Source organism: Nocardioides sp. NBC_00850 (genome assembly GCF_045207335.1).
In the GTDB taxonomy this organism is placed as follows: Bacteria; Actinomycetota; Actinomycetes; order Propionibacteriales; family Nocardioidaceae; genus Nocardioides.
The window spans coordinates 585,463-611,623 of sequence record NZ_CP108845.1 but is presented as its reverse complement, the minus strand read 5'-3'; the positions used below and the strand labels follow the sequence as shown (position 1 = coordinate 611,623).

General features: G+C 69.7%; 22 protein-coding genes. 17 read left to right on the top strand and 5 right to left on the bottom strand.

All coding sequences use genetic code 11. The features are described from left to right. Nucleotides 1-18 precede the first annotated feature (18 nt). The 4 genes from OH802_RS02985 (at nt 19) to OH802_RS02970 (ending at nt 5,551) form a co-directional block, all read left to right on the top strand. Nucleotides 19-1,230: an acetyl-CoA C-acetyltransferase gene (locus OH802_RS02985; protein ID WP_091043431.1), complete on the top strand. Its 1,212-nt coding sequence runs from the start codon at nt 19-21 to the stop codon at nt 1,228-1,230. A 17-nt stretch (nt 1,231-1,247) separates the two neighbouring features. Then, nucleotides 1,248-3,413 (top strand): 3-hydroxyacyl-CoA dehydrogenase NAD-binding domain-containing protein, encoded by a 2,166-nt coding sequence (locus OH802_RS02980; RefSeq protein WP_406024956.1) that lies wholly within the window; start codon nt 1,248-1,250, stop codon nt 3,411-3,413. Between the two features lie 140 nt (nt 3,414-3,553). Further along, on the top strand, nt 3,554-4,957 hold the full coding sequence (locus tag OH802_RS02975) for a DUF4232 domain-containing protein (protein WP_406029223.1): 1,404 nt from the start codon (nt 3,554-3,556) through the stop codon (nt 4,955-4,957). Between the two features lie 72 nt (nt 4,958-5,029). Continuing rightward, nucleotides 5,030-5,551 carry an SPFH domain-containing protein gene (locus tag OH802_RS02970; protein WP_406024954.1) on the top strand — a complete coding sequence of 174 codons (522 nt, stop codon included), beginning with the start codon at nt 5,030-5,032 and terminating at the stop codon, nt 5,549-5,551. Nucleotides 5,552-5,578: 27 nt separating this feature from the next. Here OH802_RS02970 and OH802_RS02965 read toward each other — a convergent pair whose 3' ends face one another. Then, a complete protein-coding gene (locus OH802_RS02965) occupies nt 5,579-8,401 on the bottom strand; it encodes a M4 family metallopeptidase (RefSeq protein ID WP_406024952.1) in 2,823 nt (940 codons plus the stop codon). A 191-nt stretch (nt 8,402-8,592) separates the two neighbouring features. On the opposite strand from OH802_RS02965, the gene OH802_RS02960 reads away from it, so the two are divergent. From OH802_RS02960 to OH802_RS02945, 4 genes are read left to right on the top strand one after another with little or no spacing between them, the layout of a single operon-like run. Further along, on the top strand, nt 8,593-9,153 hold the full coding sequence (locus OH802_RS02960) for a PadR family transcriptional regulator (protein WP_406024950.1): 561 nt from the start codon (nt 8,593-8,595) through the stop codon (nt 9,151-9,153). Beyond that, a complete protein-coding gene (locus OH802_RS02955; RefSeq protein WP_357355598.1) occupies nt 9,150-9,299 on the top strand; it encodes a hypothetical protein in 150 nt (49 codons plus the stop codon). The genes OH802_RS02960 and OH802_RS02955 overlap by 4 nt, the downstream gene beginning before the upstream one ends. Beyond that, nucleotides 9,292-10,014: an ABC transporter ATP-binding protein gene (locus OH802_RS02950; protein ID WP_406024947.1), complete on the top strand. Its 723-nt coding sequence runs from the start codon at nt 9,292-9,294 to the stop codon at nt 10,012-10,014. The genes OH802_RS02955 and OH802_RS02950 overlap by 8 nt, the downstream gene beginning before the upstream one ends. Continuing rightward, entirely contained in the window at nt 10,011-12,683 is a 2,673-nt protein-coding gene (locus OH802_RS02945; protein ID WP_406024945.1) for an FtsX-like permease family protein, read from the top strand. The genes OH802_RS02950 and OH802_RS02945 overlap by 4 nt, the downstream gene beginning before the upstream one ends. A 99-nt stretch (nt 12,684-12,782) precedes the next feature. On the opposite strand, the gene OH802_RS02940 is transcribed toward OH802_RS02945, so the two are convergent. Next, nucleotides 12,783-13,142: a VOC family protein gene (locus OH802_RS02940; protein ID WP_406024943.1), complete on the bottom strand. Its 360-nt coding sequence runs from the start codon at nt 13,140-13,142 to the stop codon at nt 12,783-12,785. A 114-nt stretch (nt 13,143-13,256) separates the two neighbouring features. Here OH802_RS02940 and OH802_RS02935 point away from each other — a divergent pair, with 114 nt between their 5' ends. The 7 genes from OH802_RS02935 to OH802_RS02905 are packed head-to-tail and all read left to right on the top strand — an operon-like array spanning nt 13,257 to nt 22,112. Beyond that, nucleotides 13,257-13,856 (top strand): TetR/AcrR family transcriptional regulator, encoded by a 600-nt coding sequence (locus OH802_RS02935; protein WP_406024941.1) that lies wholly within the window; start codon nt 13,257-13,259, stop codon nt 13,854-13,856. Next, nucleotides 13,853-14,659 (top strand): TIGR03084 family metal-binding protein, encoded by an 807-nt coding sequence (locus tag OH802_RS02930; RefSeq protein WP_406024939.1) that lies wholly within the window; start codon nt 13,853-13,855, stop codon nt 14,657-14,659. Before OH802_RS02935 ends, OH802_RS02930 begins: the two co-directional genes overlap by 4 nt. Continuing rightward, the gene (locus OH802_RS02925) at nt 14,656-16,347 is read left to right on the top strand and encodes an acyclic terpene utilization AtuA family protein (protein WP_406024937.1); all 1,692 of its coding nucleotides are present in this window, start codon (nt 14,656-14,658) and stop codon (nt 16,345-16,347) included. The genes OH802_RS02930 and OH802_RS02925 overlap by 4 nt, the downstream gene beginning before the upstream one ends. Next, complete coding sequence (locus OH802_RS02920) at nt 16,344-17,477, top strand: acyl-CoA dehydrogenase family protein (protein ID WP_355230934.1); 1,134 nt, start codon at nt 16,344-16,346, stop codon at nt 17,475-17,477. The genes OH802_RS02925 and OH802_RS02920 overlap by 4 nt, the downstream gene beginning before the upstream one ends. Then, a complete protein-coding gene (locus tag OH802_RS02915) occupies nt 17,474-19,045 on the top strand; it encodes an acyl-CoA carboxylase subunit beta (RefSeq protein ID WP_406024935.1) in 1,572 nt (523 codons plus the stop codon). The genes OH802_RS02920 and OH802_RS02915 overlap by 4 nt, the downstream gene beginning before the upstream one ends. Nucleotides 19,046-19,050: 5 nt before the next feature. Continuing rightward, nucleotides 19,051-20,952 carry a biotin carboxylase N-terminal domain-containing protein gene (locus tag OH802_RS02910; RefSeq protein ID WP_406024933.1) on the top strand — a complete coding sequence of 634 codons (1,902 nt, stop codon included), beginning with the start codon at nt 19,051-19,053 and terminating at the stop codon, nt 20,950-20,952. After that, nucleotides 20,949-22,112: an acyl-CoA dehydrogenase family protein gene (locus OH802_RS02905; RefSeq protein WP_406024931.1), complete on the top strand. Its 1,164-nt coding sequence runs from the start codon at nt 20,949-20,951 to the stop codon at nt 22,110-22,112. Before OH802_RS02910 ends, OH802_RS02905 begins: the two co-directional genes overlap by 4 nt. 62 nt (nt 22,113-22,174) lie before the next feature. Here the strand turns inward: OH802_RS02905 and OH802_RS02900 are convergent, their stop codons facing one another. Continuing rightward, nucleotides 22,175-22,864, bottom strand: a complete 690-nt coding sequence (locus OH802_RS02900; RefSeq protein ID WP_406024929.1) for an RDD family protein — start codon at nt 22,862-22,864, stop codon at nt 22,175-22,177. Between the two features lie 54 nt (nt 22,865-22,918). Further along, nucleotides 22,919-23,485 carry an RDD family protein gene (locus OH802_RS02895; RefSeq protein ID WP_406024927.1) on the bottom strand — a complete coding sequence of 189 codons (567 nt, stop codon included), beginning with the start codon at nt 23,483-23,485 and terminating at the stop codon, nt 22,919-22,921. A 96-nt stretch (nt 23,486-23,581) separates the two neighbouring features. On the opposite strand from OH802_RS02895, the gene OH802_RS02890 reads away from it, so the two are divergent. Next, on the top strand, nt 23,582-24,715 hold the full coding sequence (locus OH802_RS02890; RefSeq protein WP_406024925.1) for a YihY/virulence factor BrkB family protein: 1,134 nt from the start codon (nt 23,582-23,584) through the stop codon (nt 24,713-24,715). On the opposite strand, the gene OH802_RS02885 is transcribed toward OH802_RS02890, so the two are convergent. Then, nucleotides 24,712-25,293 (bottom strand): protein-L-isoaspartate O-methyltransferase family protein, encoded by a 582-nt coding sequence (locus OH802_RS02885; RefSeq protein ID WP_406024923.1) that lies wholly within the window; start codon nt 25,291-25,293, stop codon nt 24,712-24,714. The genes OH802_RS02890 and OH802_RS02885 overlap by 4 nt on opposite strands. A 19-nt stretch (nt 25,294-25,312) precedes the next feature. On the opposite strand from OH802_RS02885, the gene OH802_RS02880 reads away from it, so the two are divergent. Beyond that, complete coding sequence (locus tag OH802_RS02880; RefSeq protein WP_406024921.1) at nt 25,313-26,080, top strand: enoyl-CoA hydratase family protein; 768 nt, start codon at nt 25,313-25,315, stop codon at nt 26,078-26,080. Nucleotides 26,081-26,161: the final 81 nt, after the last annotated feature.

Genomic DNA, 26,161 nt, shown 5'->3' with positions numbered 1-26,161 from the left:
TAGTGTCACAATCGGCGCATGGCTGAAGCATTCATCTATGACCACCTGCGCACGCCGCGCGGGAAGGGTAAGAAGACCGGAGCGCTCCACGAGGTCAAGCCGATCGACCTGGTGGTCGGCCTGATCGACGAGGCGCGCAAGCGGAACCCCAACCTCGACCCCGAGCGGATCGACGACGTCGTCCTCGGTGTCGTCACCCCTGTCGGCGAGCAGGGCGGTGACATCGCCAAGACCGCCGCCATCAAGGCCGGTCTCCCCGAGACGACCGCCGGTGTGCAGCTCAACCGCTTCTGCGCCTCCGGCCTCGAGGCCGTGAACCAGGCCGCCTCCCGCGTACGCGGCGGGTTCGAGGACCTCATCCTCGCCGGTGGTGTCGAGTCGATGAGCAAGGCGCCGATGGGCAGCGACGGTGGCGCCTGGGCGCAGGACCCCGACACCGCGCTCAAGACCGGCTTCGTCCCGCAGGGCATCGGCGCCGACCTGATCGCGACCCTCGAGGGCTTCAGCCGCGCGGATGTCGACCGCTACGCCGCCCAGTCGCACGCCCGGGCGGCCGCCGCCTGGGAGAACGGCTACTTCAAGGACGCCGTCATCCCGGTCGTCGACCAGACCGGCCTGACCGTGCTCGACCATGACGAGCTGATCCGCCCCGGCACCACCGCCGAGACCCTGGCCGGCCTCAAGCCGTCCTTCCTCCAGCAGGGCCAGGAGGCTGGCTTCGACGACGTCGCGCTGGCCAAGTACCACTGGGTGGAGAAGATCGACCACGTCCACCACGCCGGAAACTCCTCCGGCATCGTCGACGGCTCCGCGCTGATGCTGATCGGCTCCGAGGAGGCCGGCAAGGCCAACGGGCTCACCCCGCGCGCCCGGATCATCTCGGCCGCCGTCTCCGGCGCCGACCCGACGATCATGCTCACCGGCCCCGCCCCGGCCTCGCGCAAGGCGCTGGCCAAGGCCGGTCTCACCGTCGACGACATCGACCTGTTCGAGATCAACGAGGCGTTCGCCGCCGTCGCGATGCGGTTCATGAAGGACATGGGCATCGACGAGTCGGTCACCAACGTCAACGGCGGCGCGATCGCCATGGGTCACCCGCTGGGCGCGACCGGTGCCATCATCCTCGGCACCCTGGTCGACGAGCTCGAGCGTCAGGGCAAGCAGCGCGGCCTCGCCACGCTGTGTGTCGGTGGCGGCATGGGTATCGCCACGATCGTCGAGCTGGTCTGAGAGAGGTTTGCGAAGAGATGACTGAGTCTGCCGTTAAGTACGACCGCGATGCCGATGGCATCGTCACGCTGACCCTGGACGACCCGAACCAGTCGGCCAACACCATGAACGAGCTGTACAAGACCTCGATGGCGGAGGCCGTCGAGAAGCTGTACGCCGAGGCCGACGGTGTGACCGGCGTCGTGATCGCCTCCGCGAAGAAGACCTTCTTCGCCGGCGGCGACCTCAAGAACATGATCCAGGTGCGGCCCGAGAACGGTGCCCAGGTCTTCGAGGAGGTCGAGTCGATCAAGGCGACCCTCCGCAAGCTGGAGACCTTCCCCAAGCCGGTCGTCGCGGCGATCAACGGCGCCGCCCTCGGTGGCGGTCTGGAGATCGCGCTGGCCACCCAGCACCGCATCGCGCTCGACGCCCGCTACGACATCGGCCTGCCCGAGGTCTCCCTCGGTCTGCTCCCGGGCGGCGGTGGCGTCACCCGCGTCGTACGCCTCCTGGGCATCATGACCGGGCTGATGGACGTGCTGGGTCAGGGCACCAAGTTCAAGCCGGCCGCCGCGAAGGAGAAGGGACTGGTCGACGAGCTCGTCTCCTCCCCCGAGGAGCTCGTTCCCGCCGCGAAGGCGTGGATCAAGGCCAACCCCGACGAGATCGCCCAGCCGTGGGACAAGCCGGGCTACAAGATGCCCGGCGGCAAGCCGACCTCGCCGGCGCTCGCGGGCTTCCTGCCCGCGTTCCCGCCGATCCTGCGCAAGCAGCTCAAGCAGTCCGACATGCGCGCGCCGAAGGCGATCCTGTCGGCCGCGGTCGAGGGCGCGATGGTCGACTTCGACACCGCGACCCGGATCGAGTCGCGCTACTTCACCACGCTGGTCACCGGCCAGCAGTCGAAGAACATGATCCAGGCGTTCTTCTTCGACCTCGGCGCCATCGGCGCCGGCACGCTGCGTCCTGACGGCGTCGAGAAGTTCAAGGCGACCAAGGTGGGCGTGCTCGGTGCCGGGATGATGGGTGCGGGCATCGCGTACTCCTTCGCCCGGGCCGGTGCCGAGGTCGTCCTCAAGGACGTCGCCATCGAGTCGGCCGAGAAGGGGAAGGCGTACACCGCCAAGCTCAACGAGAAGGCGGTCTCGCGCGGCAAGCTGACCCAGGAGAAGGCCGACGAGATCCTCAACCGGATCACCGCGACGGTCGCTCCGGAGGACTTCGCCGGCGTCGACGTCGTCGTCGAGGCGGTCTTCGAGGACGTCGCGCTGAAGCAGAAGGTCTTCAGCGAGATCGCCCCGTTCGTCAACGAGGACGCGGTGCTCTGCTCCAACACTTCGACGCTGCCGATCACCGAGCTCGCCAAGGGCATCGACCGCCCGGCCGACTTCATCGGCCTGCACTTCTTCTCGCCCGTCGACAAGATGCCGCTGGTCGAGATCATCAAGGGCGCCGAGACGAACGACGTCGCGCTGGCCAAGGCGTACGACGTGGTCCAGCAGATCAAGAAGACCCCGATCGTCGTCAACGACAGCCGCGGCTTCTACACCTCGCGCGTCATCGGCACCCAGATCCAGGAGGGTCTGGAGCTGCTCGCCGAGGGCTTCGCGCCCTACTCGCTCGAGCGTGCCGCGACCCAGGCCGGGTTCCCGGTCGGGCCGCTGCAGATCGCCGACGAGCTCAACCACCAGCTCATGGTCAAGATCGCTCGTACGACCCGGGAGGCTGCCGGCGTCGAGGAGCTGACCACCACGGAGAAGGTGCTCAACCCGCTCATCGAGGCGGGGCGCTCCGGCAAGCTCAAGGGCGCCGGCTTCTACGACTACGCCGACGGCAAGCGCGGCTCGATCTGGGCCGACCTCGGCAGCGTGTTCCCGGTCGCCGAGAAGCAGATCCCGATCAAGGACGCCGAGGAGCGGATGCTCTTCATCGAGGCCCTGGAGACGGCGAAGTGCTTCGAGGAGGGGGTCATCACCTCCGCCGCGCACGCCAACATCGGCTCCATCTTCGGCATCGGCTTCCCGCCGCAGACCGGTGGTGCGGCCCAGTTCATCACCGGCTACGAGGCCGCTGACGGCTCGATCGGCATCGAGGCCTTCCTGGCTCGTGCCGACGAGCTGGCCGAGACGTACGGCGAGCGGTTCCGTCCGACGCAGTACCTCCGTGACCTCGCGGCGAAGGGTGAAGGCTTCCCAGCCTGACTCATGCTCAGCCACGGCAATGTGGTGAACCGGCACGGATCCTGTGAAGGAACCGTGCCGGTTCGCTATTTGCGGGACTGATCCGGCTTCGCCCGTGCGAGTCTTTGCCTTCGCAGAGGTCGAGGAGGACGTACGTGGCGATGCTGGGCAGCACGCGAGGGCGCGAGTTCTGGCTGGGCGGTGTGATCGTCGCGGTCGTTCTGCTGGTCGTGATCGGTTTTGTGGCTGTGATGGTCTGGGATCGGGACGGCCGGTCCAGGGCGCCGGCTCTCGAGGTCTCCGACGAATGGCGGTCCGTCTCCGGCGTACGCGACGTGGTGGCTGTCGACGAGTCGCGTCGCGTTCCAGGGGAGGACTTCGGCGAGGAGGACCGCTGGGAACACTCCGTCCGCGTCGAGGTGACCCTGGAGAACGACCTGTCCGGGGCCGCGGCGGCCGCGGCCGGCCGGGAGGTGCTCCGGTTGCTGGAGCCCGAGATCGCCCGGCTCGTGCCTGATGCACCCGCTGATCGGATCAGCACAGCGTTCACGTTGGGCTCGACCGAGAACTGGGTGGGTGCGAGTGGGCTGGACCCGCTCGACACCGTCGGTGACGCGCTCGCCGATGCCGTCGCACTGCGCGAGGCCGGGGCCACGTCGGTGTCGTTGAGCGTCTCCCAGCCGCAGACCAAAGGCCCTGGGAAGGCTGACGTGCGAGCGCCGAAGGACGTGTTGTTCCAGGTGGCGACCGTCGCAGGCCGCCGCCAGCGCCCGGTCGATCTCCTCGGCGGCAAGGCTTGGTACCGGTCGAACGAGCTCCCCGATCCGGCCGCAGTCAGGCTGGTGGTGGACGCCTCCGAGCACGCGTCGGTGACCTCCGCTCAGCTGTCCGCTCCCTTCGAACCGCTGATCGTCCTGGTCGAGGCCGCCGAGGGCGATGGAGTGATCGATGACGTCAGCCGGTGGCTCACCACCTACGACGGCTATCCCGGGCGTTCCGGGCAGCCGCTGGCGTACACGGTCCAAGGCACGCGCGGTGGCGAGGTCGAAGGATGGGTCGGCGGCACGACCCCACCGCGGACGACGATGCCGCCGTTCGGCGATGCCGAGCCCTGGCCGCCCGACCCGGCGGCGCCGCCGTGCCGGATGCCGGACCTCGAGGTCACCTTCGGCGGACACGATGCCGCTGCGGGTTCGCGGCAGGCGTGGATCGGGGCCCGGAACGCCGGCGGGCAGGCGTGTGCGATCGAAGGCGTGCCCGCGGTCGAGTTCCTGAACGCCGAAGGCGCTGCGCAGACCGGTGTGACCGTCAGGCCGTACGAGCCGTCGATGGTGCCCGAGCGCGTCGTCGTCCCCGCGGGGGAGTCGGTGACGGCCGTGATCGACTGGCAGGCGATGTCCACCGCGAACGATCCCGACGTCACCACCGATCTCCAGGTGACCGCGCTACCGGGCGGCAAGCCCGTCACCATCCCGGTCAGCTGGCCGGGCGCGCCGAGCAATCTCGACATCCTCGATGGGGCCGAGGTGCGGATGAGTCCTTGGGCGCAGGGCACATCCGGCTGACGTACCCAGGAGAGGACGAATGGGTGGCAGAGCCCATTCGGAATGGGGCGGGGGTCGAGAAGACTCGGAGCCATGGGGGAGATGGCGACGGTTCTGGTGATCGCGGCGATCGCGGTCGGCCTCGTGGTGGCGTCGTTGCTGCGTCGGGCCCGCCGTGGTGAGTGCCTGGTGGTGACCAGGCACCGGCGGATCGTCCGGATCGCCTCCGACGCGATGACGCTGGCGATCCCGGGGTTCCATGAGGTGCTCGAGTGGCCGACCGGACAGATCGAGATCGCGATCGTCGTCCGGACCCGGACGGCCGACGGCCGGGACGTACGTGTCCTCGCCACCTTCTCCGTCGAGGTCGACCCGCCTCGGGTCGGTGCGGCGTACATCGACCCGCGCGCCGTCCTGCACACGGCGCTGGAGCGCCGGGTCGCCGACGCGGTCCGCGCCCGGCCCGCGGTGCGGCTGACCGATGAGCGTGACGGGCTCGTGGCTGCCATCGAGGGCATCCGGATCGACGGTCTCGCCGCCGGTGTGGTGACCGATGTGGTCATCGACGAGGTCGACCTGCTGTTGCATCCCGGACGACCCGACGATGACGGCTGAGCGCCGCCATCGTCGGGCCGGGTCGGGTCAGCGGATGGTGCTGGTGGCCGCTGAGGTCGCCGTCTTGGTGTAGTAGCCGGTCTTGCGGCCGGTCACCCGGACCCGGATGCGGTCATTGCGGTCGACGGACCGCAGGCGGTACGTCTTCCCGGTGGCGCCCGAGATGGCAACACCGTTGCGCAGCCACTGGTAGGAGAACGTGATTCCCGAGGGCTTCCAGGTGCCTGGGTAGGCGGTGAGCAGATAGCCGACCCTGCGGGTGCCGCCGATGGTCGGGGTGACCGCGGTGAGATAGCCGGCCGCGATCCTCGCGGTCGCAGCGCTCGACCGGACGCCTGGGTTGGCGGCAGGCCAGGAGGAGGCGTACGCCGTCACCCGGACCCGGATCTCCTTGGTGTGGTCGGAGCCGGTGAGCTTGTACGTCGAGGCCGTGGCGCCCGAGATGGCGACACCGTTGCGTAGCCACTGGTACTTCACCGTCGTGGCGGTCGGGCTCCAGGAGCCCTTCGTCGCGGTCAGGGTGTAGCCGACGCGCGCGGAGCCGCTGATCGTAGGCGGCGCGGTGCTCGCGATCGTCTGCGGGTTGCAGGTGTAGAGCTCGAGGCCGTCGACGAACCAGCCGATGAACGAGCCGGTGCTGTCGCCGCGTACGACCCACTGGAACTGAACGGTCTTGCCGGCGAAAGCGGACAGGTCGACGCGGGAGCTCATCCACCCGTTGGAGTCGCCTCCGAAGCCGGTCAGCGGCCGGGTGGGGCTGTTGAGGAGCAGCTTCTGCTTCGGGCCGTTCACCCAGGCCGAGGACGGGATGGCGGTCGCGACCCCGTTGACCAGCAGGCGAGCCTCCCCGCCGTCGTAGTACTGCGGCGTGGGGTGGGCGGGGTCGCTGCCGGTGTACCACTCGAAGAGATACCAGTGGCTGAACCGCAGATAGGTCCGCTTGCCGGCCGGCACCTTGATGCCGGCCGTTGTCAGGCCGCTGGAGGTCGGGTCGCCGTAGGTCTCCGGGTCCGGGTTCATGCCGAAGTCGGAGCCGTTGCCGTCACGGTCGTTGGCGGGGATGCCCTGTGCGGCGTCGGGCGCCTGGTTCCACAGGACACCCCGGCTGAGCGACGGGTTCGCCATCGAGGCCTTGCCGGTGCTCCCGGCGGGGCAGGTGTTCGGCGCCTCCGCGGGCCGGGTCGCGCCCGCCTTGGTGGGCGACTTGGCCAGCTCGGTCGCGTCGGTGGCGAGGTTGACCTGGGTGCAGTCGTCCAGGGTGAAGCCGGCGGTGCCGGCGGCCACCAGTGCGGAACAGCCGTTGGCCAGCGTACGGCGCAGGTCTGCGTACTGGCTTCCGGAGACGAGGTGCTGGATCGCGTAGAGGTACAGCGTCGCGGTCTTCTGCAGGGTCGGGTCGGCGCCGTCGATGCCGGTGACGGTGCGACCGTTGAAGGTGCCGCCCTGGGAGATGAGGTGCGCCGTCTTGTTGCCGACGCCGCTGTTGGTGTGCACCCCGCCGCCATCGGCGTAGTAGGTGAGGTCGTCGGCATCCCACAGCGAGCTGGTCATCCGGTCGGGCTGGTCGTGCGTCGTCGGGTTCGCGAGGTCGCGGATCGCGCCGAAGGACGAGTCCTCGCCGACGCGCCAGTCGGTCGGGGAGTCGCCGGGAGTTGCGTACCGGTGGTCGACGATCTCGCCCATGATGTCGGCCATCGACTCGTTGATGGCGCCCGACTCGTACCAGTAGAAGAGGTTCGAGCTGTTCTCGATCACGCCGTGGGTCAGCTCGTGACCGACGATGTCGTCGACCACCAGGCCCTGGCCGAGGTAGATCTGCTGACCGTTCCAGAACGCGTTGTCCATCGGGCACGGTGGCGTGTAGCCCGGCTCTGTCGGCTCGCAGTAGCGGGTCGTGGCGGTGATCGCCTTGCCGGTGGCGCCGCTGGACCAGCCGATCTCGTCGGTCAGGTCCAGCCCGAGGGAGGCGTAGAGGTCGGAGGTCGCGCCGAGCATGTCGTACGCCTTGTCGACGTCGGCGATCCCGGAGGGCGCATCGCCCTCGCGCCGCTTGACCGTGGTGCTCGTGTCCGCGCAGCCGGTCGCCGCGGCGCGGACGTTGGCGTTGTCGCAGATGCGACGGTTGGCGTGGGCGATCTCGTTGATGTGCATGAGTACGCGGCCGGTGCCGGCGTGGGCGAGCACGGTCTCACGGATGGTGGAGCCGTTGGTCACCGAGAACCGGAAGACGCTGGTCTCGCCGATCTCGGGTCCCCTGACCAGGTCGTGGTCGTAGAGCCAGGTGCCCTCGTCGCTCACGGTGAGACCGGTCGCCCCGTGGTTGGCCTTGGCGACCACGGCCTTGGCCGCTGCCTTGGCCTTCGCGCGCATGGACTCGTCCGGCTGGGTGACCTCGGCGACCGTGGCGTCGGAGAGGTTGGTGGCCGCGGAGGTGAGGCCACGGTCCTTGTCCAGCCCGATGACCACCTCGCCGCCGAGGACCGGGAGGTCTGCGACGTACTGCTCGAACCTGGTCACCGACCCGCCGCCGACGGCCTTGCTGGTCGTCGTCTCGCGCAGGTCGGTCTTGTCGGTGCCCAACGCCTCGCCGGCGCGGTCGAGCTGGGTCCTGGCCGCCTTGGCGGGCTTGACGGTGGCGCCCAGCGGCTTGGCACCTTCGGACATCGAACCGATGAAGTCGGCCGTGCCGTCGGTGGTGCGATGGATGGTCAGCGGAACGCCGGCGCGGGCCTTGTAGGTCGCGACCGGGTCGGGTTCGGCGGAGGCGGGCGGGGTCATCGGAATCACGCTGAGCCCGCCGAGGGCAAGTGCGGTCGCAGTCAGGGCGACGACGCGTCTACGAGGTGACACTTCGACTCCTTCGGGAGTGGGAGCGGCCCGGAGGAGGTTCACGGGCCGACAAGACAAAAGACCGCCGGCCCGAACCAGCGGCAGAAGTCTCCCAGGCAGTCCTGGGTGTCGTCGCCCTCAAATCGGCGTCTTGCGGAGGCGTGCATACTCGGTATATACATACTCAGTAAGTAACCAAGGGAGGTGATCGAGTGTCCGTGAAACACGCACTGCTGGCGCTGCTGGAGAAGCCGCGCTACGGCTACGAGCTGCGCGCCGAGTTCGAGCAGCGCACCGGCGCGAGCTGGCCGCTGAACGTCGGGCAGGTCTATACGACCCTGTCCCGGCTCGAGCGCGACGGCCTCGTCGAGGCTGGAGGGACCGACGCGGAGGGACGGTCCCTCTACCAGCTCACCGAGGCCGGTAAGGTCGAGGTGAAGGGGTGGTTCGACACCCCGGTGGAGCGTACGCAGCCGCAGCGCGACGAGCTCGCGATCAAGCTCGCGGTGGCGGTCGCGGTGCCGAGCGTGGACGTCGGCAAGGTCGTCCAGCAGCAACGCAACGCGACGATGCAGGCGCTTCAGGGATACCGCCGCCAGTCGCGTTCCGGAGCCGGTGACGACCTCGCCGGCGGGCTCGTCCTCGATCGCCTGATCTTCGCGGCCGAGGCCGAGATCCGCTGGCTCGACCACTGCGAGTCCCGGCTCCGCCGGGCGGCCTCCACGAGCACCGCTCCGGAGCCCGCCGAATCCACCGACGGAGGGACGCGATGAACGCCGCCCTCGCCCATGACCTGCGCCGCCTCAGCCACGACAGCGATCGCTGGCTCGCCGACGCCCGCGAGCGGCTGAGCCGCCGCGTCCACGCCACGCCCGTCAAGCCGGGCAACACCTCGACCAAGGAGTCCACCGATGAGTGAACCAGTCCTCCGGCTCACCGACGTGAGCCGCGTCCACGGCACCGGCGCCGCCGAGGTGCACGCCCTGCGCGGCGTCAGCCTCGCTGCGTACGCCGGTGAGCTGGTGGCCATCATGGGGCCGAGCGGCTCCGGAAAGTCGTCGCTGCTGACCATCGCCGGCGGTCTCGACTCGCCGAGCTCGGGCTCCGTCGAGGTCGACGGCCAGGATCTCGGTGAGGCCGGGGTCAGCGGGCGCGCCAAGCTGCGGCGTACGTCGATCGGCTATGTCTTCCAGGACTTCAACCTGATCCCGGCGTTGACCGCCGCCGAGAACGTCGCCCTGCCGCTCGAGCTCGACGGCGCCGGTCGGCGCTCGGCGCAGGCCGCGGCGAGGACGGCGCTCGAGGAGGTCGGGCTCGACGGCTTCGCCGACCGGTTCCCCGACGAGATGTCCGGTGGGCAGCGGCAGCGGATCGCGATCGCCCGTGCGATCGTCGGCGAGCGCCGCCTGATCCTGGCCGACGAGCCGACCGGCGCCCTCGACACCGAGACCGGCGAGGACATCCTCAAGCTGATCCGGGCGCGCTGCGACGCCGGCGCGGCCGGTGTGCTCGTCACCCACGAGCCGCGGTACGCCAGCTGGGCCGACCGGGTGATCTACGTGCGCGACGGCCTCGTCGTCGACGAGGCCGGCGAGACGCCGAACCTGGCACTCGTGGACGAGGTCGAGGCATGAGCGGCGGCCTCGCTGGTTGGCGTCTCGCCCTGCGCATCGGGCAACGGGAGGCCCGGCGGGCGAAGTGGCGCAGCCTGCTGGTCATCTTGATGATCGCGCTGCCGGTGGCGGGCGTGACCGCGGTTGCGGTGACGTACCAGACCTATGACGTCGACACCGTGGAGGGCCTCGACCGCCGGCTCGGCACAGAGGCCGCGGCGAGCATCGACGTCCAGGGCTCCGCTGTCGTACGGCAGGGCATCGACCCCGACAACGCCTCCGAATGGCTCGACGAGTCCGACGCCGACCCGCTCGACGCCGCCGGAGTGAAGGCCGTCCTCGGGGACCGCCCGCTGCTGGCGGCCGAGGACCGGACCTTCGACGTACGCACCGACAAGGGGGTCACCTGGGCCAGCGGGCTGGAGACCGATCTGAACGACCCGCTCGCCGCCGGGCTGACCCGGCTGACCGAAGGTCGTCTCCCGCAGGGTCCGGACGAGGTCGTGGTCAACTCCAACCTCGCGTTCCGGGGTCCGGGCGTCGGTGAGGAGCTGCTGATCCCGAACGGCGACATCGATGAGACGCGCAAGGTCGTCGGGATCGTCGAGTCGGCGAACGTACGCAACGACCCCTTCGTCGCCGGAGTGGACCTCCCGGTGGACTACACCAGCGATCGTTCGACCTGGCTGGTCGGCGGCGGGCCGGTGACCTGGTCCGACATCGAGGACCTGAACGCTGCGGGTGCCTTCGTGCTCTCGCGCTCGGTCGTCATGGACCCGCCGGCGGCAGCTCGCGCGGCTGACAAGGAGATCCGTCCGCCCATGGGCACCCCGGATCCGTCCGAGCTCGTGGTCCTCGTCCTCATCGTGGTCATGGTCATCCTCGAGGTGGTCCTGCTGGCCGGGCCGGCGTTCGCGGTCGCGGCCCGGCGCCAGGCGCGCGACCTTGCTCTGATCGCGGCGTCGGGAGGGACCGCTCGTCAGTCCCGGCGCGTCCTGCTCGGGATGGCGATCGTCATCGGTGCGGTGGCGGCCGTCGTCGGTGCGGCCCTCGGGGTCGGGCTGGCGCGGCTTCTCCAGCCGCTCGCCCAGGATCAGGTCTCGGCCTGGTTCGGACCGTTCGAGGTGCCGTGGCTTCAGATCCTGGCGGTTGCCGTCATCGGCTTCGCGGCCGCGATCTGCGCGGCGATCGTGCCGGCCTGGATCGCCTCGCGACAGAACGTCGTCGGCGTACTGTCCGGGCGGCGGTCCGAGACCCTGCCTTCGCGGCGCTCGCCGATCATCGGTCTCGTGCTGGTGGCCGCCGGAGTCGGATCGGCGGCGTTCGGCACCCGGAACGCGCTCAGCGGGATCCCGATCGCTCTCGGCGTACTGCTCTGTGTCGCCGGGGTGCTGTTCATCCTCCCCGCCCTCGTGTCCGCGGCCGCGCGGTTCAGCGCCCGGATGCCGCTGGTGATCCGGTTCGCGACCCGCGACGCCGATCGGCACCGCACCCGGACGGTGCCGGCTGCCGGTGCGATCGCGGTGACGGTGGTCGGGGTCGTCACGCTCGGGATCGCGTTCAGCAGCGACCAGGAGCAGAACCAGGAGAGCTACCTGCCCTCCATCACGATCGGCGACGCCGTGGTGCATCCGCGACACAGTGACACCGAGAGCGACGTCGACCAGGACGAGACGAGAGCGCGGTGGGAGAACATCGCCGCGCAGGTCGAGAAGGCCATCCCGGGAGCGACGGCAGCACTCACGACCGGCGCGACATCGGAGGCTGACGGACGGTACGTCGCCGTTGAGACCGGTGACGGTGAGGCGATCCCGCTCGACACCACCATCGGCGAGTTCGGCGACCTCGTCGTCGCCGGTGCCGACGGGACCCTTCCGCCGGCGGTGGCCCGATCGCTCTCCGAGCGGGATGCTGCCACTGCTGCGGAGACCCTGAGGTCCTCGGGTGCGGTGGTGTTCACCACCGATGATGAGCTTCGGTCCTCGAAGTCCGCGCGCCTGGTGATCAAGGAGTGGTCCGAGGACGAGCAGACGGATGTCGACGCTGTCACCGTCGACGTGCCGGCGACCTACCTCGACGTCGGCGAGCGGGCCGCGCCCGCGTACGCGGTCGTGACGCCGGCGATGGTGAAGAAGCTCGGTGTCGAACCGCGGGTCCTGGGCCTCTACATCGAGAACGCCCGGCTCAGCGCCGCCGCCGAGACGGACCTCGACGAGGCCCTGGCGGCCGGGCAGTTCCCCACGACGATCCTGATCGAGCGTGGCTACCAGGAGACGGACACCGCCGTGATCGTCTGGCTGCTCCTGGTCACCCTGGGGGCCGTGCTGATGATCGGTGGCGCGCTGACCGCGACGCACCTGGCGCTCAACGACGCCCGCCCCGATCTGGCGACCCTGTCGGCGGTCGGAGCCAGGACGCGTACGCGACGTGGGGTCGCTGCCTCGTACGCCCTGGTCGTGACGCTCCTCGGAGCGGTCCCGGGAGCTCTCATCGGGTTCGTTCCCGGGATCGCGATCAGCTATCCGATCACCACCGAGGGCTGGCCGGAGCGCGACAGCGTCGCCGCGCACTACCTCGAGATCCCGTGGGACCTCGTCGGCATCGTGGTCGTCGGGCTTCCGCTGCTGATCGCGCTCATCGTCGCGGTCACCACCCGCGGTCGCCTGCCCATGGTGGCCCGCGTCGAATAGCCCGCCGAATCCTCAGTTGTGGGTGACGAAACTCGACTTTCGTCGCCCACAACTGCTTTTTCGGCCCGCCATTTCTACCGATTCGGCTGGGGTTGAGTGTCAGGCCTGGCAGAGGCAGAAGGGGTGACCGGCGGGGTCGAGGAAGACGCGGAAGGTCTTGCCGGGCTGGACCTCGTGCTTGGTGGCGCCGAGGGCGAGGGTCGCCTTCTCGGCGGTGTCGAGGTCGTCGACGAAGACGTCGAGGTGGGTCTGCTGGGGGACCTCCTGCGTCGGCCACTTCGGGGCGCGGTAGTCGTCGATGCCCTGGAAGTTGAGGGCGCCGCCCTCGCCCCAGGCCTCGGCCCAGGTGCCGTCGTCGTCGACCTTGGTCTCCCAGTCGAGGAGCTGGGCGTAGAAGGTAGCCAGGGCTGCCGGGTCGGGGCAGTCGATGACCCAGTGTGGTGTGCGTGCGATAGCCATGGCTCCGACGTTAGGGGTGGTTCCGGACGTTCGGCTTCCGCCTGTCGCATCGTCGTCTCAGAAATATACAGTCAGGGTTGACTGTTTGTTTCTGGCGCGGCAGAGTGCGTGCCTGTGAGCCAGGCCACCCGGATCCCTCAGGAGCAGCGCACCCGCGCGATGCGGGCCCGCCTCCTCGACGCCACCGTCGAGCTGCTGGCCGAGCGCGGTTTCGCCGGCACCTCTACCACGCTCGTCTCCCAGCGTGCCGGGGTCTCCCGCGGGGCGCAGCTGCACCACTTCCCGGCCAAGAACGACCTGGTCGTGGCGGCGGTCGAGCACATCACCGAAGCCCGCGGCGAGGCGCTTAAGGAGGCCGCCGGGGCGCTGCCGGAGGGCGGGCAGCGTACGCGGCACGTGCTCGCCATGCTCGCCGAGCAGGTCACCTCCCCGGTCTTCGCCGCGGCCCTGGAGCTGTGGGTCGCGGCCCGCACCGACGAGCAGCTGGCCGCGGCGGTGGGTCCGCTCGAGCAGCGCATCGGCCGCGAGCTCCACAGGGCCACGGTCGAGCTGCTCGACGTGGACGAGTCGAAGCCTGGGGTGCGCGAGCTCGTGCAGGCCACCCTCGATCTCGTCCGCGGCCTGGCTCTGGCTGACACGATTACCGACGACGCCGCCCGACGCGAGCGGATCCTCGATCACTGGGCCGAGGTCCTGGAAAGAGAGCTGCGATGAGCCTGCTGGATGAACTTCTCGAGGACCTCTCCATGGAGGGGTTCGAGCTGCGCCAGGTGGTGGCCGGCCTGAGCGAGGCGGGCTGGCGCGAGCCGACGCCGGCCGCGGGCTGGGACGTCGCTGCCCAGATCGCCCACCTGGCCTGGACCGACGAGGCCGCGCTCGCCGCGACTGAGTGGGTGGCAGGTGACGCGACCGCCTGGGACGAGCTGGTCACCGAGGCGCTCAAGAACCCCGAGGGCTATGTCGACGAGGCCGCGCTGGCGCTGGCCACGATGCCGGCGACGGACCTGTTGGAGCACTGGGACGGCGTACGCGGCGAGCTCGCTGGAGCGCTCGCGAACGTCCCGGACGGGCAGAAGCTGCCCTGGTTCGGGCCACCGATGTCGCCGGCCTCGATGGCGACCGCGCGGTTCATGGAGACCTGGGCCCACGGGCTGGACGTACGTGAGGCGCTCGGTCTGACCTACGAGCCCAGCGACCGCATCAAGCACGTCTGCCACCTCGGCACCCGCACCCGCGACTTCTCCTACGGGGTGCACGGCCTGACCCCGCCGAGCTCCCCGTTCCGGATCGAGCTCACCGCGCCGTCCGGTGAGGTCTGGGAGTGGGGACCTGCGGATGCGGCGCAGAGCGTCCGAGGCCCGGCGTACGACTTCGCGCGTCTCGTCACCCAGCGCATCCACCGCGACGACACCGCGCTGGAGGCGACCGGGGACGACGCCGAGAAGTGGCTGAGCATCGCCCAGGCGTTCGCCGGACCCGCGGGCTCGGGACGGGCACCGGAAGGGGACGCGCGATGATCACGATCGGCAACTGCTCCGGTTTCTACGGCGACCGGTTCTCGGCGATGCGCGACATGCTCGAGGGCGGTCGGCTCGACGTGCTCACCGGCGACTACCTCGCCGAGCTCACCATGCTCATCCTCGGCAAGGACGCCCTCAAGGACCCGACGACGGGCTACGCCAAGACCTTCCTGCGTCAGGTCGCCGACAGCCTCGACCTCGCTCTGCAGCGAGACGTCAAGATCGTCTCCAACGCCGGTGGCCTCAACCCAGCAGGTCTGGCGAAGGCGATCGAGGCGCTGGGGACGAGCGCCAAGGTTGCCTATGTCGACGGCGACGACCTTCGCGGCCGGCTCGACTCCCACCCCGACGCCCTGACCGCCAACGCCTATCTCGGTGCCTTCGGGATCGCGCACGCGCTCGATTCCGGGGCCGACATCGTCGTCACCGGCCGGGTGACCGACGCATCGGTCGTCGTCGGTCCGGCGATCGCCCACCACGGCTGGAAGCGCGACTCCTACGACGAGCTCGCCGGCGCCGTGGTCGCCGGGCACGTGATCGAGTGCGGCACCCAGGCCACCGGCGGCAACTTCTCCGGGTTCATGACCATGTCGCCGCAGGCTCGGGCGCGTCCGCTGGGCTTCCCGGTCGCCGAGATCGCCGTCGACGGCTCCTCGATCATCACCAAGCAGGACGAGACCGGCGGCACGGTCACGGTCGACACGGTCACCGCGCAGCTGCTCTACGAGATCCAGGGTCCGCTCTACCTCGGTCCCGACGTCACCACCGACCTGACCTCGATCCGTCTGGAGGAGGTCGGGATCGACCGGGTCGCGATCACGGGTGTGACGGGCACCCCGCCGCCGGCGACCCTCAAGGTCGCGGTCAACTCGCTCGGGGGCTACCGCAACTCCGTCGAGTTCGTGCTCACCGGTCCCGACATCGACGCCAAGGCGACCTGGCTGCGTGACCAGCTCGACGCCGAGCTCCCGATCGGACCGGACTACACCTGGTCGACCTACCGCATCCCCGCGCCCGATTCGCCGACCGAGGAGGGAGCCGCCTGCATCCTGCGGCTCTCCGCGCGGGCGGCGGACGCCGACGCGGTCGGCCGCGCGTTGACGGCTCCGGCCATCGAGCTGGCGCTCGCCACCTACCCGGGCTTCCACGTCACCGCGCCCCCGGGACGGCCGTCTCCGTTCGGGATCTACAAGCCTGCGTACGTCCGGCGCGACCGCGCTCCGGAGACCGTCCACCTCCCCGACGGCTCGACCTACGAGGTTCCGGCTCCCTTGGCGTATGCCGAGGCGTCGCCGCAGCGCCCGCAGACGTTCGCGTCCCCGGCATTCGGCGTGCCTGTCGGTTCGCTCCGTTCTGTGCCGCTCGGCGATCTGGTCTATGCGCGCTCGGGGGACAAGGGCGGCGACGCCAACCTCGGGCTCTGGGTGCCGCAGGGACGGCCGGACGCTGCCGTCGAGTGGCTGTTGCGCACCGTCGATCAGGGGTGGGTGCGGCAGCTGTTGCCGGAGGCCGAAGAGCTGACCATCGACATCACGCGGCTGCCTCACCTGCGTGGCGTCAACATCGTGATCCACGACCTGCTGGGCGAAGGAGTGGCGGCGTCCACCCGTTTCGACCCGCAGGCGAAGGGCCTGGGCGAGTGGGCCCGAAGCCGATTTGTAGACATTCCGGAGGGACTTCTGTGAGCGAGGATCTGTTCCAGCTGGGCGCCGAGTTCGTCCGCCGTGAGGTCTTCCCTGACCTACAGGTTTGGGAGGACAACCAGGAGATTCCTCGGGAGGTCCACAAGGCCGCCGCCAAGCAGGGCCTGCTCGGGATCGGGTTCCCCGAGGAGGCCGGCGGCGAGGGCGGCGGACTGGCCGACACGGTCGCGGTGACCGAGGGGATGATGTCCGAGGGCGCCTCCTCCGGCCTGCTCGCGGGCCTGTTCACCCATGGGATCGCGCTGCCGCACATCGCCAAGCACGGCTCGCCGCACCTCATCGACACCTACGTGAAGCCCACGCTGGCCGGCGAGAAGATCGGCAGCCTCGCCATCACCGAGCCCGACGGCGGCTCCGACGTCTCCCACCTGCGCACCACCGCGGTCCGCGACGGCGACGAGTTCGTGGTCAACGGCGCCAAGACGTTCATCACCAGCGGCGTACGCGCCGACTTCGTCACCACCGCGGTCCGCACCGGCGGCCCGGGCGCCGGCGGCATCAGCCTGCTGGTGATCGACAAGGACACCCCCGGATTCACGGTCACGCGCAAGCTCGCCAAGATGGGCTGGCACTGCTCCGACACCGCGGAGCTCGCCTTCGAGGACGTACGCGTCCCCGCCGCCAACCTTGTCGGAGACGAGAACGCCGGCTTCATCTACATCGCCGAGGCGTTCGTGACAGAGCGGATCGCGCTGGCCGTGCAGGGCTACGGCACCGCCGCCCGCTGCCTGGCGCTCACCGCCGACTTCTGCCGCCAGCGCGAGACCTTCGGTGAGCCCCTGATCAAGCGTCAGGTCGTACGCCACAAGCTGGTCGAGATGCACCGGCAGGTCGAGGTGGCCAAGGCCTACACCCACGCCGTGGTCGCGCGCTACGACCGCGAGGGGTCGACCCAGGCCACGATCGCCGAGGCGGCGCTGGCCAAGCAGACAGCGGTCGAGGCCTGCACCTGGGTCGTCGACCAGGCCGTCCAGCTTCACGGCGGGACGGGATACATGCACGGGACCGAGGTCGAGCGGCACTACCGCGACGCCCGGATCCTGCCGATCGGAGGAGGAGCCACCGAAGTGATGACGGACCTGGCCGCCAAGCTGTTGGGACTGGACCGATGACCGGAAACAGAGAGGCCCTCCTCGAGAAGATCGAGGCGCTCGACGCCGAACACGCCAAGGCGGCGGCCGGAGGCGGCGAGAAGTACGTCGCCCGCCACAAGGCCCGCGGCAAGCTCCTCGCCCGCGAGCGGATCGAGCTGCTCCTGGACGAGGGCAGCCCGTTCCTGGAGACCCAGCCACTGATCGGCTGGGGCAGCGACTTCCCGGTCGGTGGCTCGATGATCACCGGCATCGGTGTGGTCGAGGGCGTCGAGTGCATGATCGTCGCCAACGACCCGACGGTGAAGGGTGGCGCGCTCAACCCCTACTCCCTCAAGCGCTCCTTCCGCGCGGCCGAGATCGCGGAGAAGAACGGTCTCCCGACGATCAACCTGACCGAGTCCGGCGGCGCCGACCTGCCGACCCAGAAGGACATCTTCATCCCGGGCGGCAAGGGGTTCCGCGACCTCACCCGCGCCTCCGCCCGCAAGCAGCCGACCATCTCGGTGGTCTTCGGCAACTCCACGGCCGGTGGTGCGTACGTCCCCGGCATGAGCGACTACGTGATCATGGTCAAGGAGGGCGCGAAGGTCTTCCTGGCCGGCCCGCCGCTGGTGAAGATGGCCACCGGCGAGGACACCGACGACGAGTCGCTGGGCGGCGCCGAGATGCACTCGCGCATCTCCGGCTCCTCCGACTTCCTCGCCGTCGACGAGCACGACGCCATCCGGCAGGCGCGACGCGTCGTGGCCAGGCTCAACTGGCGCAAGCACGGTCCGCAGCCGAAGGCGAGCTACGAGCCCGAGCTCGACCCCGACGGCCTGCTCGACCTGATCCCGACCGATCTCAAGGAGCCCTTCGACCCGCGCGAGGCGATCCTGCGGATCGTGGATGGGACCGGGCCTGACAACGAGGTCGCGTTCGACGAGTTCAAGCCCCTCTATGGACCGAGCCTCTGCGTCGGCTGGGCGCGGTTGCACGGCTACGAGATCGGCATCCTCGCCAACGCCCGCGGCGTACTGATGAGCGAGGAGGCGCAGAAGGCGGCGCAGTTCATCCAGCTCGCCAACCAGAAGGACACTCCGCTGCTGTTCCTGCACAACACCACCGGCTACATGGTCGGCACGGAGTACGAGCAGGGCGGCATCATCAAGCACGGCGCCCTGATGATCAACGCGGTCTCCAACTCCACCGTCCCGCATCTGACCGTGATCATGGGCGCGAGCTACGGCGCCGGCAACTACGGCATGAACGGGCGTGCGTACGACCCCCGCTTCCTGTTCACGTGGCCTTCTGCCAAGTCCGCGGTGATGGGGCCGGCCCAGCTCGCCGGCGTGATGGAGATCGTCGCCCGCGAGTCCGCGGAGAAGAAGGGCGAGGTCTTCGACGCCGACGGGTTCAAGGGCGTCAAGGAGATGGTCGAGGGGATGGTCGAGGAGCAGTCGCTGCCGATGTTCCTCTCCGGCCTCGGCTATGACGACGGGGTCATCGACCCGCGCGACACCCGGACCGTCCTCGGCCTCTGTCTCTCCGCCATCGCCACCCGACCGATCGAAGGCGCCATGAACTTCGGCGTCTTCAGGATGTGAGTGCCATGACCATCAGTCGAATCCTGGTCGCCAACCGCGCCGAGATCGCCTCGCGTGTCTTCCGCACCGCGCGCAAGCTCGGCATCGAGACCGTCGCGGTGCACTCCGACGCCGACGCGGACCTGCCGTTCGTGGCGGAGGCGGACCATGCCGTACGTCTCCCCGGCAACGCCCCCGCCGAGACCTACCTCCGCGCCGACCTCGTCATCGAGGCGGCGAAGGTGGCCGGTGCGGACGCGATCCACCCGGGTTACGGGTTCCTGTCGGAGAACGCCGACTTCGCCCGCGCCGTCGAGGCCGCTGGTCTGGTCTGGATCGGGCCCGCGCCCGAGTCGATCGAGCAGATGGGCTCCAAGATCGAGGCCAAGAAGATCATGGCTGCCGCCGGGGTCCCGGTCCTGGAGGCGCCGGCTTCACCAGTCGAGTCCGACCTTCCGCTGCTGGTCAAGGCCTCCGCGGGCGGGGGCGGGCGCGGGATGCGGATCGTCCGCTCAATCGACGCTCTCGGCGCCGAGATCGCCAAGGCCGAGGCCGAGGCCGCGTCCGCCTTCGGGGACGGGACCGTCTTCGTCGAGCCGTACGTCGAGGCCGGCCGCCACGTCGAGGTCCAGGTCGTCGGCGACGGCACCGGGAACGTCGCGGTCTTCGGTGAGCGCGACTGCTCGGTGCAGCGTCGCCACCAGAAGGTCGTCGAGGAGTCCCCGGCTCCGCTGTTGCCCGATGCGGTCCGGTCGGCGCTCCACGAGGCCGCCCGGAACGCTGCCGCGGCGATCGACTACCGCGGTGCCGGGACCGTCGAGTTCCTCTACGACGCCACGTCGGAGCGGTTCTGGTTCCTGGAGATGAACACGCGCCTGCAGGTCGAGCACCCGGTGACCGAGCTGGTTCATGGGGTGGATCTGGTGGAGCTGCAGATCGCGGTGGCTGAAGGTGTTGGTTTCGACACGCCTTCGCCTAGCGGCTCCGGCGGCTCAACCAGCGGGCATGCGGTGGAGGTGCGGCTCTACGCCGAGGACCCGGCAGCGGACTATCAGCCGCAGTCGGGAGCGTTGACGACGCTCGAGTTCCCCGGTGATGCCCGGATCGACGCCGGCTATACGTCGGGCTCGGAGGTCAGCACCTTCTACGACGCGATGCTGGCGAAGGTGATCGTGCACGCCCCCACGCGCGACGCGGCGATCCGGCGGCTCGTCGGGGTGCTGCGTACGGCCAAGATCCATGGCCTGGTGACCAACCGGGAGCAGCTGATCGGGATCCTCGGGTCCGATGCGTTCCGCAGCGGCGAGGTCACCACCGCTCTGCTCGCGAAAGAAAATTTTCTTTCAACGGTCGACGACCCCGGTGCCGCCGTCGCCGCGACGGCCGCGCTGGCCGAGGCGACCCGTCGCCCGGGGCTCCCGGTCGCCTGGCGCAACGTCACGAGCCAGCCGCAGCGGACGGTCTTCGAGGATGATTCCGAGGATGGTCTCGTCGTGGAGTGGTACGGCACGCGCGACGGCTACCGCATCGACGGCTTCGAGGTCATCGATGCAGGTCAGGACCGGGTTGTACTCGAAAGGGACGGCCTGCGCACGACGTACGAGATCGCCGTCACCGGCGACCGGATCGACATCGACTCCTCGTTCGGCCACACCGCGCTGCGGAAGCGTCCGAGGTTCACCGACCCCGCGAGCCAGACCCAGCCCGGAAGCCTGCTGGCGCCGATGCCGGGATCGGTCATCAGCGTGCTCGCCGAAGCCGGAAGCAACGTCACAGAAGGCCAGCCGCTGCTGGTCCTGGAGGCGATGAAGATGCAGCACACGGTGACCGCGCCCACCGACGGCGTACTCGCTCAGATCAACGTCAAACCAGGAACCCAGGTCGCCGCCGGCGAGGTGCTCGCCGTCGTAGAGGAGGAGACATCATGACTGCGTTCACTGAGCCCGAGGAGCGGACCGCGCTGCGGGAGGCCGTGGCGAAGCTGGCCGGCAAGTACGGCCACGACTTCGTCGCCAAGCAGGCCCGCGAGGGCGGCAAGATGACCGAGATGTGGCTCGAGATGGGCCGCAACGGGTTCCTCGGCGTCAACATCGCCGAGGAGTACGGCGGTGGTGGCGGTGGCATGAGCGACCTGGCCGCCGTGCTCGAGGAGGCCGCGACCGCCGGCGCTCCGCTGCTGATGATGGTCGTCAGCCCGGCGATCTGCGGCAGCATCATCGGCCGCTGCGGCACCGACGAGCAGAAGAAGCGCTGGCTTCCTGCCATCGCGGACGGGAGCCTGCTGATGGCCTTCGGGATCACCGAGGCCGACGCCGGCTCCAACTCCCACAAGATCACCACCACCGCCAAGCGGGACGGCGACAGCTGGGTGCTGAACGGGCAGAAGACCTTCATCTCCGGTGTCGACGAGGCCGACTCGGTCCTCATCGTCGCCCGCACCGAAGACGCCAAGACCGGCAAACTCAAGCCCGCGCTCTTCGTGGTTCCGACCGACTCCGAGGGCTTCACCAAGCAGGTCATCCCGATGGCCTGGGAGGCGCCGGAGAAGCAGTTCACCCTCTTCATCGACGACGTACGTCTCTCTGCCGACGCGCTCGTCGGCGACGAGGACGGCGGCATCTGGCAGCTCTTCGCCGGCCTCAACCCCGAGCGCATCATGGGCGCCGCCCTCTCCTGCGGGATGGCGCGCTACGCGCTCGGCAAGGCGGTCGAGTACGCCGGGTCGCGGTCGGTCTGGAAGGACGCCCCGATCGGCTCCCACCAGGGCATCGCGCACCCGCTCGCGAAGGTCAAGATCGAGCTGGAGCAGGCTCGCCTGCTGTGGCAGAAGGCCGCCGCGCTCTACGACGCCGGCGACGACGCCGGTGCCGGGGAGTACGCCAACATGGCCAAGTACGCCGCCGGCGAGGTCGCCTGCAACGCCACCGATGCGGCGGTCCACACCCACGGCGGCAACGGCCTGACGGTCGAGTACGGCCTGGCCAACCAGCTCGTCGCTGCCCGTCTGGGCCGGATCGCCCCGGTCAGCCGGGAGATGATCCTCAACTACATCGCCATGCACACCCTGGGACTCCCGAAGTCCTACTGACCACGGCGAATGAGTACAGGGCCGGTCGCGTGAGCGACCGGCCCTGCTGCGTACGTCTGTCTCTACTTCTTCGGCTCGATGATCACGATGGTGCTGAGGATCTTGTCGGCGAAGGTCTGACGCTTGTCGTCCCACAGCGGCCACAGGTAGCCGATGTAGCAGGCGAGCTGGTCGAGGTAGTGGACGAAGAAGCGGCCGATCGAGAACCAGGTGCCGAGGACCTGGCCGTCGGCCTCCTTGACGACCTTGATCCCGAGGACGCCCTTGCCGATCGAGTAGCCGGTCTTGCCCTGCTTCAGGCCGTAGTTCCAGAACAGGAAGGCGAGAGACACGAGGAAGCCGATGAACATGAGGAGCCCACCGATGGCCATGAGCGCCCCGTTGGGCTCGCCGGCGGGCGTGTACATGCCGGTGTTCGGGTCGTACTCCGAGGTGCCACCCGCGGCGGCTCCGCCGATGAGCAGGCCGTAGCCGATCCAGAACGGGATCATCGCCACCGCGCCGACGAGTCCGTCGATGATGAAGGCACCCGCGCGCGCACCCCAGGAGGCGTACGGCGGGGTCGGGGCGCCATAGCCGTAGCCGGCCGGGGCGGCGCCGTAGCCGGGAGCGGCAGGAGCGCCGTAGCCCGGCGCGGGAGGCGGCGGCGGAGCGCTGGGCTGACCGTAGGCCGGGGCGGGCGGCGGCGTCGGCGGCAGGGGCTGGCCGGAGGGGTCCTGCGGGGCGCCAGGAGGCGGGCCGTAGTTAGACATGCGCCGAGTATGGCCACATCTCAACGTAAATGTCAGCGCACACGCCTGAGCCCGTCACGTCTGAGGCCGAGGCTCCACCAGGACCAGCGTCGCGACGATCTTGTCGGCGAAGGTCTGCCGCTTGTCGTCCCACAGCGGCCACAGGTAGCCGATGAAGCAGAACGCGTCGAGGACGTGAAGCAGTTGCCGGCCCAGCGCCATCGGGACGCCGGTCGTCGCCTGTGACTCTTTGCGGACCAGCTTGATCCCGACGACGCCCTTGCCGATGGTGTAGCCGGTGCGACCCTGCTTGAGGACGTGGTTCCAGACGGCGAAGCCGATGAACCCCAGCCAGCCGACCAGGGTGACCAGGAGGCCGAAGATGGTGACGAAGAAGCCGGACTCCTGCGACAACCCACCTCCCACGCCGGCGACGAGATAGAACGGCACCAGCAGCGCCGCGTCGATCAGCGCACCGCTGGCCCGGCGACCCCAGGTCGCCAGCGGCGGGCCGGTGGGGACGTACGACTGCTGTGCCCACGGCGGGGCCTGGGGCTGCTCGCCCGGTCCACGAGTGGGGTCCTGCGGTGCGCCTGGCGGCGGCCCGGGCGGCGGGCCGAAGTTCGACATCTGGTGGGTCATCTCCTCGAGTGTGCTGGCCTGCTGACCTGACCGACGTTCAATCTATCGGGTCGCACAGGGGTTAGCCTGACCCTTATGGCTGGAGCGGCGACGGCAATGGATCGGGCTCAGCGCCGGTTTCCGCCGGTCGCGTTCCCGCTCGGTGTCGTCTACAAGTTCTACGAGGACCAGGGCAACAACCTCGCCGCGATCATCACCTACTACGCCTTCGTGGCGGTCTTCCCGCTCCTGCTGCTGGCCTCCTCGATCCTCGGTTTCGTGCTGGAGGGCAACCCGAGCCTGCAGGAGGCGGTGCTCGACACGGCGCTGGCGCAGTTCCCGATCATCGGTGACCAGCTCGGCCGCAAGGAGCTCACCGGGTCGACCGGCGCGATCGTCATCGGTGGTATCACGGCCCTCTACGGTGCGCTCGGCCTGGGCCTCTCGCTGCAGAACGCGGTCAACACCGCATGGTCCGTGCCGCGCAACAGCCGCCCCAACCCGATCCTGCTGAGGGTGCGGGCGCTGCTCATGCTCGCCGCCGGCGGTCTGGCCATCCTCTCGGTGACCACGCTGTCGCTGGTGCTGAGCCGCACCGACTTCCTCGGGTTCAAGGCGGTCGATGTCGGCTACTGGCTGGTGATCCTCGGCACCGTCGTGATCGTCACCGGCATGCTCTGCGTCGTCTTCCGGATGGCCACCACGCGGGATCACGCCCTCGGGCACGCCCTCCCGGGGGCGTTCACGTTCGCGCTGCTGTGGCAGGTGCTGCAGTACTTCGGCGCGGAGTTCGTCCAGCACGTGCTCGCCGCCACTCGCGGCATGAACCAGACCTTCGCGCTGGTCCTCGGTCTCGTCGCCTTCCTCTACGTCGCGGCGCTGATGGTGGTGATCTCGATCGAGGTCAACGTCGTCTACGCGCGTCACCTGTGGCCGCGAGCGCTGCTCACCCTCTTCACCGACGAGGTCGAGCTGACCGAGGCCGACCGTCGCGCCTACGCGAGCTATGCCCTCATGCAGCGTCACAAGGGCTTCGAGACGGTCGCGGTCACGTTCGACGGCCCCGACGGCGACACCCACGAGATCGTCATGGACCCCTCCTGGCTCCGCAAGACCGCGAGGCGGATCCGTCGCCACGACGAGTTCAGCCGGCCGCTGCCGCCGACCAAGCCACCGCCCCCGGTGCCGCCCGGCCAGCTGCGCGCGGTGCCGCATCCCGACGAGGACGAGCCGAAGCGGCGTACGCCTTAGGGCTTCCTCCGCAGCGGCACGAAGCGATACCAACCGTGGCTGCTCAGTCGCGACGTGCCCGTCGCGTTCCGCTCCACCAGCATCATCAGCCCGGCGACCGGGACCACCATCCGGCCGGGTGCGGCGAGCTGGCCCATCAGCTCGCGCGGCAGAGCCTCGGCCTCGGCGGAGACGAGGATGCGATCGTACGCAGCCTGCCGCGGCCACCCGAGGACCCCGGGCTTCGCCTTCTCGATGCGGGCCCACGGCTGGTCGGTCGCCGCCAGGTTGCGGCGGCCGAACCTGACCAGGGACGGTTCCAGCTCGACTCCGATGACGCTGCCCTCCGGACCGGTCAGGTGGGCGAGCAGCGCGGTGGTCCAGCCCGACCCGGAGCCGACGTCGAGCACCTTGTCGCCCGGTGCGACCTCGAGAAGACGGAGCATGTCGGCCACCGTCCGCGGCTGCGAGTTGGTCTGCCCGTGGCCGATCGGAAGCGGCTCGTCGAAGCGCGCGAAGTCACGCTCCTCGGGCGGGAGGAAGCCCTCCCGGGGGATGGCGGAAAATGCATCGAGGACCGCGTCCACCCCTCCAGTCAAGCACCGTAAGGTCTGCCCCATGACTGTGTCGCCTGAAACCAACGCAGAGCTCGTCCACCTCGACGTCGTCGAGGGTGTCGCCACCATCACCCTCGACTCGCCGGCCAACCGCAACGCGCTCTCCCGCCAGCTGGTCACCGAGCTGTTCGAGGCGCTGCACGCCGCCGACAAGGACGCCTCCGTCAAGGCGGTCGTGCTCCAGGCCACGGGCACCGTCTTCTGCTCGGGCGCCGACCTCTCCGAGGCCGCGACGGTGCCGATGGAGGAGGGCACCCGCGGGATCGTACGTCTCCAGCGCACCATCGTCGCCCTGACCAAGCCCGTTGTGGCGAAGGTCCAGGGACCCGTGCGCGCCGGCGGTCTCGGGCTCGTCGCCGCCGCCGACATCGCGATCGCCGCCGACACCGTCTCGTTCGCGCTCACCGAGGTCCGGCTCGGCCTGGCCCCCGCCGCGATCTCCCTCTCGATCCTGCCCCGGATCGACGCCCGCGCAGCCTCCCGCTACTTCCTCACCGGCGACAAGTTCGACGCCGCCGAGGCAGCCCGCATCGGCATCCTGACCGCCGCCGTCCCCGCCGCCTCGCTCGACGACGAGGTCGCCGCCATCACGTCCTCCCTGCTCGAGGGCTCCCCCCAGGGGCTGCGCGAGACCAAGCGCCTCATGGTCCGCGGCCTGGTCGAGCACATCGACGCCGGCGGCGAGGAGATGGCAGCCCTCTCCGCCCGCCTCTTCGGCTCCGACGAGGCCCGCGAGGCGATGACCGCGTTCCTGTCTCGCAAGCGGTAGCCGTTTGGTGGCACCGCTGCCCGCATAACACCACGTCGGGGGTAGAGTTACCTCCTTGCCGTGCGCCATGGGGGGCGCACG

Excerpts from the sequence above, each read along its gene's own strand:
- OH802_RS02985 (WP_091043431.1), top strand. The coding sequence starts at position 19 with ATGGCTGAAGCATTCATCTATGACCACCTGCGCACGCCGCGCGGGAAG.
- OH802_RS02980 (WP_406024956.1), top strand. The coding sequence starts at position 1,248 with ATGACTGAGTCTGCCGTTAAGTACGACCGCGATGCCGATGGCATCGTC.
- OH802_RS02975 (WP_406029223.1), top strand. The coding sequence starts at position 3,554 with ATGCTGGGCAGCACGCGAGGGCGCGAGTTCTGGCTGGGCGGTGTGATC.
- OH802_RS02970 (WP_406024954.1), top strand. The coding sequence starts at position 5,030 with ATGGGGGAGATGGCGACGGTTCTGGTGATCGCGGCGATCGCGGTCGGC.
- OH802_RS02955 (WP_357355598.1), top strand. The coding sequence starts at position 9,150 with ATGAACGCCGCCCTCGCCCATGACCTGCGCCGCCTCAGCCACGACAGC.
- OH802_RS02950 (WP_406024947.1), top strand. The coding sequence starts at position 9,292 with ATGAGTGAACCAGTCCTCCGGCTCACCGACGTGAGCCGCGTCCACGGC.
- OH802_RS02945 (WP_406024945.1), top strand. The coding sequence starts at position 10,011 with ATGAGCGGCGGCCTCGCTGGTTGGCGTCTCGCCCTGCGCATCGGGCAA.
- OH802_RS02940 (WP_406024943.1), bottom strand. The coding sequence starts at position 13,142 with ATGGCTATCGCACGCACACCACACTGGGTCATCGACTGCCCCGACCCG.
- OH802_RS02930 (WP_406024939.1), top strand. The coding sequence starts at position 13,853 with ATGAGCCTGCTGGATGAACTTCTCGAGGACCTCTCCATGGAGGGGTTC.
- OH802_RS02925 (WP_406024937.1), top strand. The coding sequence starts at position 14,656 with ATGATCACGATCGGCAACTGCTCCGGTTTCTACGGCGACCGGTTCTCG.
- OH802_RS02915 (WP_406024935.1), top strand. The coding sequence starts at position 17,474 with ATGACCGGAAACAGAGAGGCCCTCCTCGAGAAGATCGAGGCGCTCGAC.
- OH802_RS02910 (WP_406024933.1), top strand. The coding sequence starts at position 19,051 with ATGACCATCAGTCGAATCCTGGTCGCCAACCGCGCCGAGATCGCCTCG.
- OH802_RS02905 (WP_406024931.1), top strand. The coding sequence starts at position 20,949 with ATGACTGCGTTCACTGAGCCCGAGGAGCGGACCGCGCTGCGGGAGGCC.
- OH802_RS02900 (WP_406024929.1), bottom strand. The coding sequence starts at position 22,864 with ATGTCTAACTACGGCCCGCCTCCTGGCGCCCCGCAGGACCCCTCCGGC.
- OH802_RS02895 (WP_406024927.1), bottom strand. The coding sequence starts at position 23,485 with ATGACCCACCAGATGTCGAACTTCGGCCCGCCGCCCGGGCCGCCGCCA.
- OH802_RS02890 (WP_406024925.1), top strand. The coding sequence starts at position 23,582 with ATGGATCGGGCTCAGCGCCGGTTTCCGCCGGTCGCGTTCCCGCTCGGT.
- OH802_RS02880 (WP_406024921.1), top strand. The coding sequence starts at position 25,313 with ATGACTGTGTCGCCTGAAACCAACGCAGAGCTCGTCCACCTCGACGTC.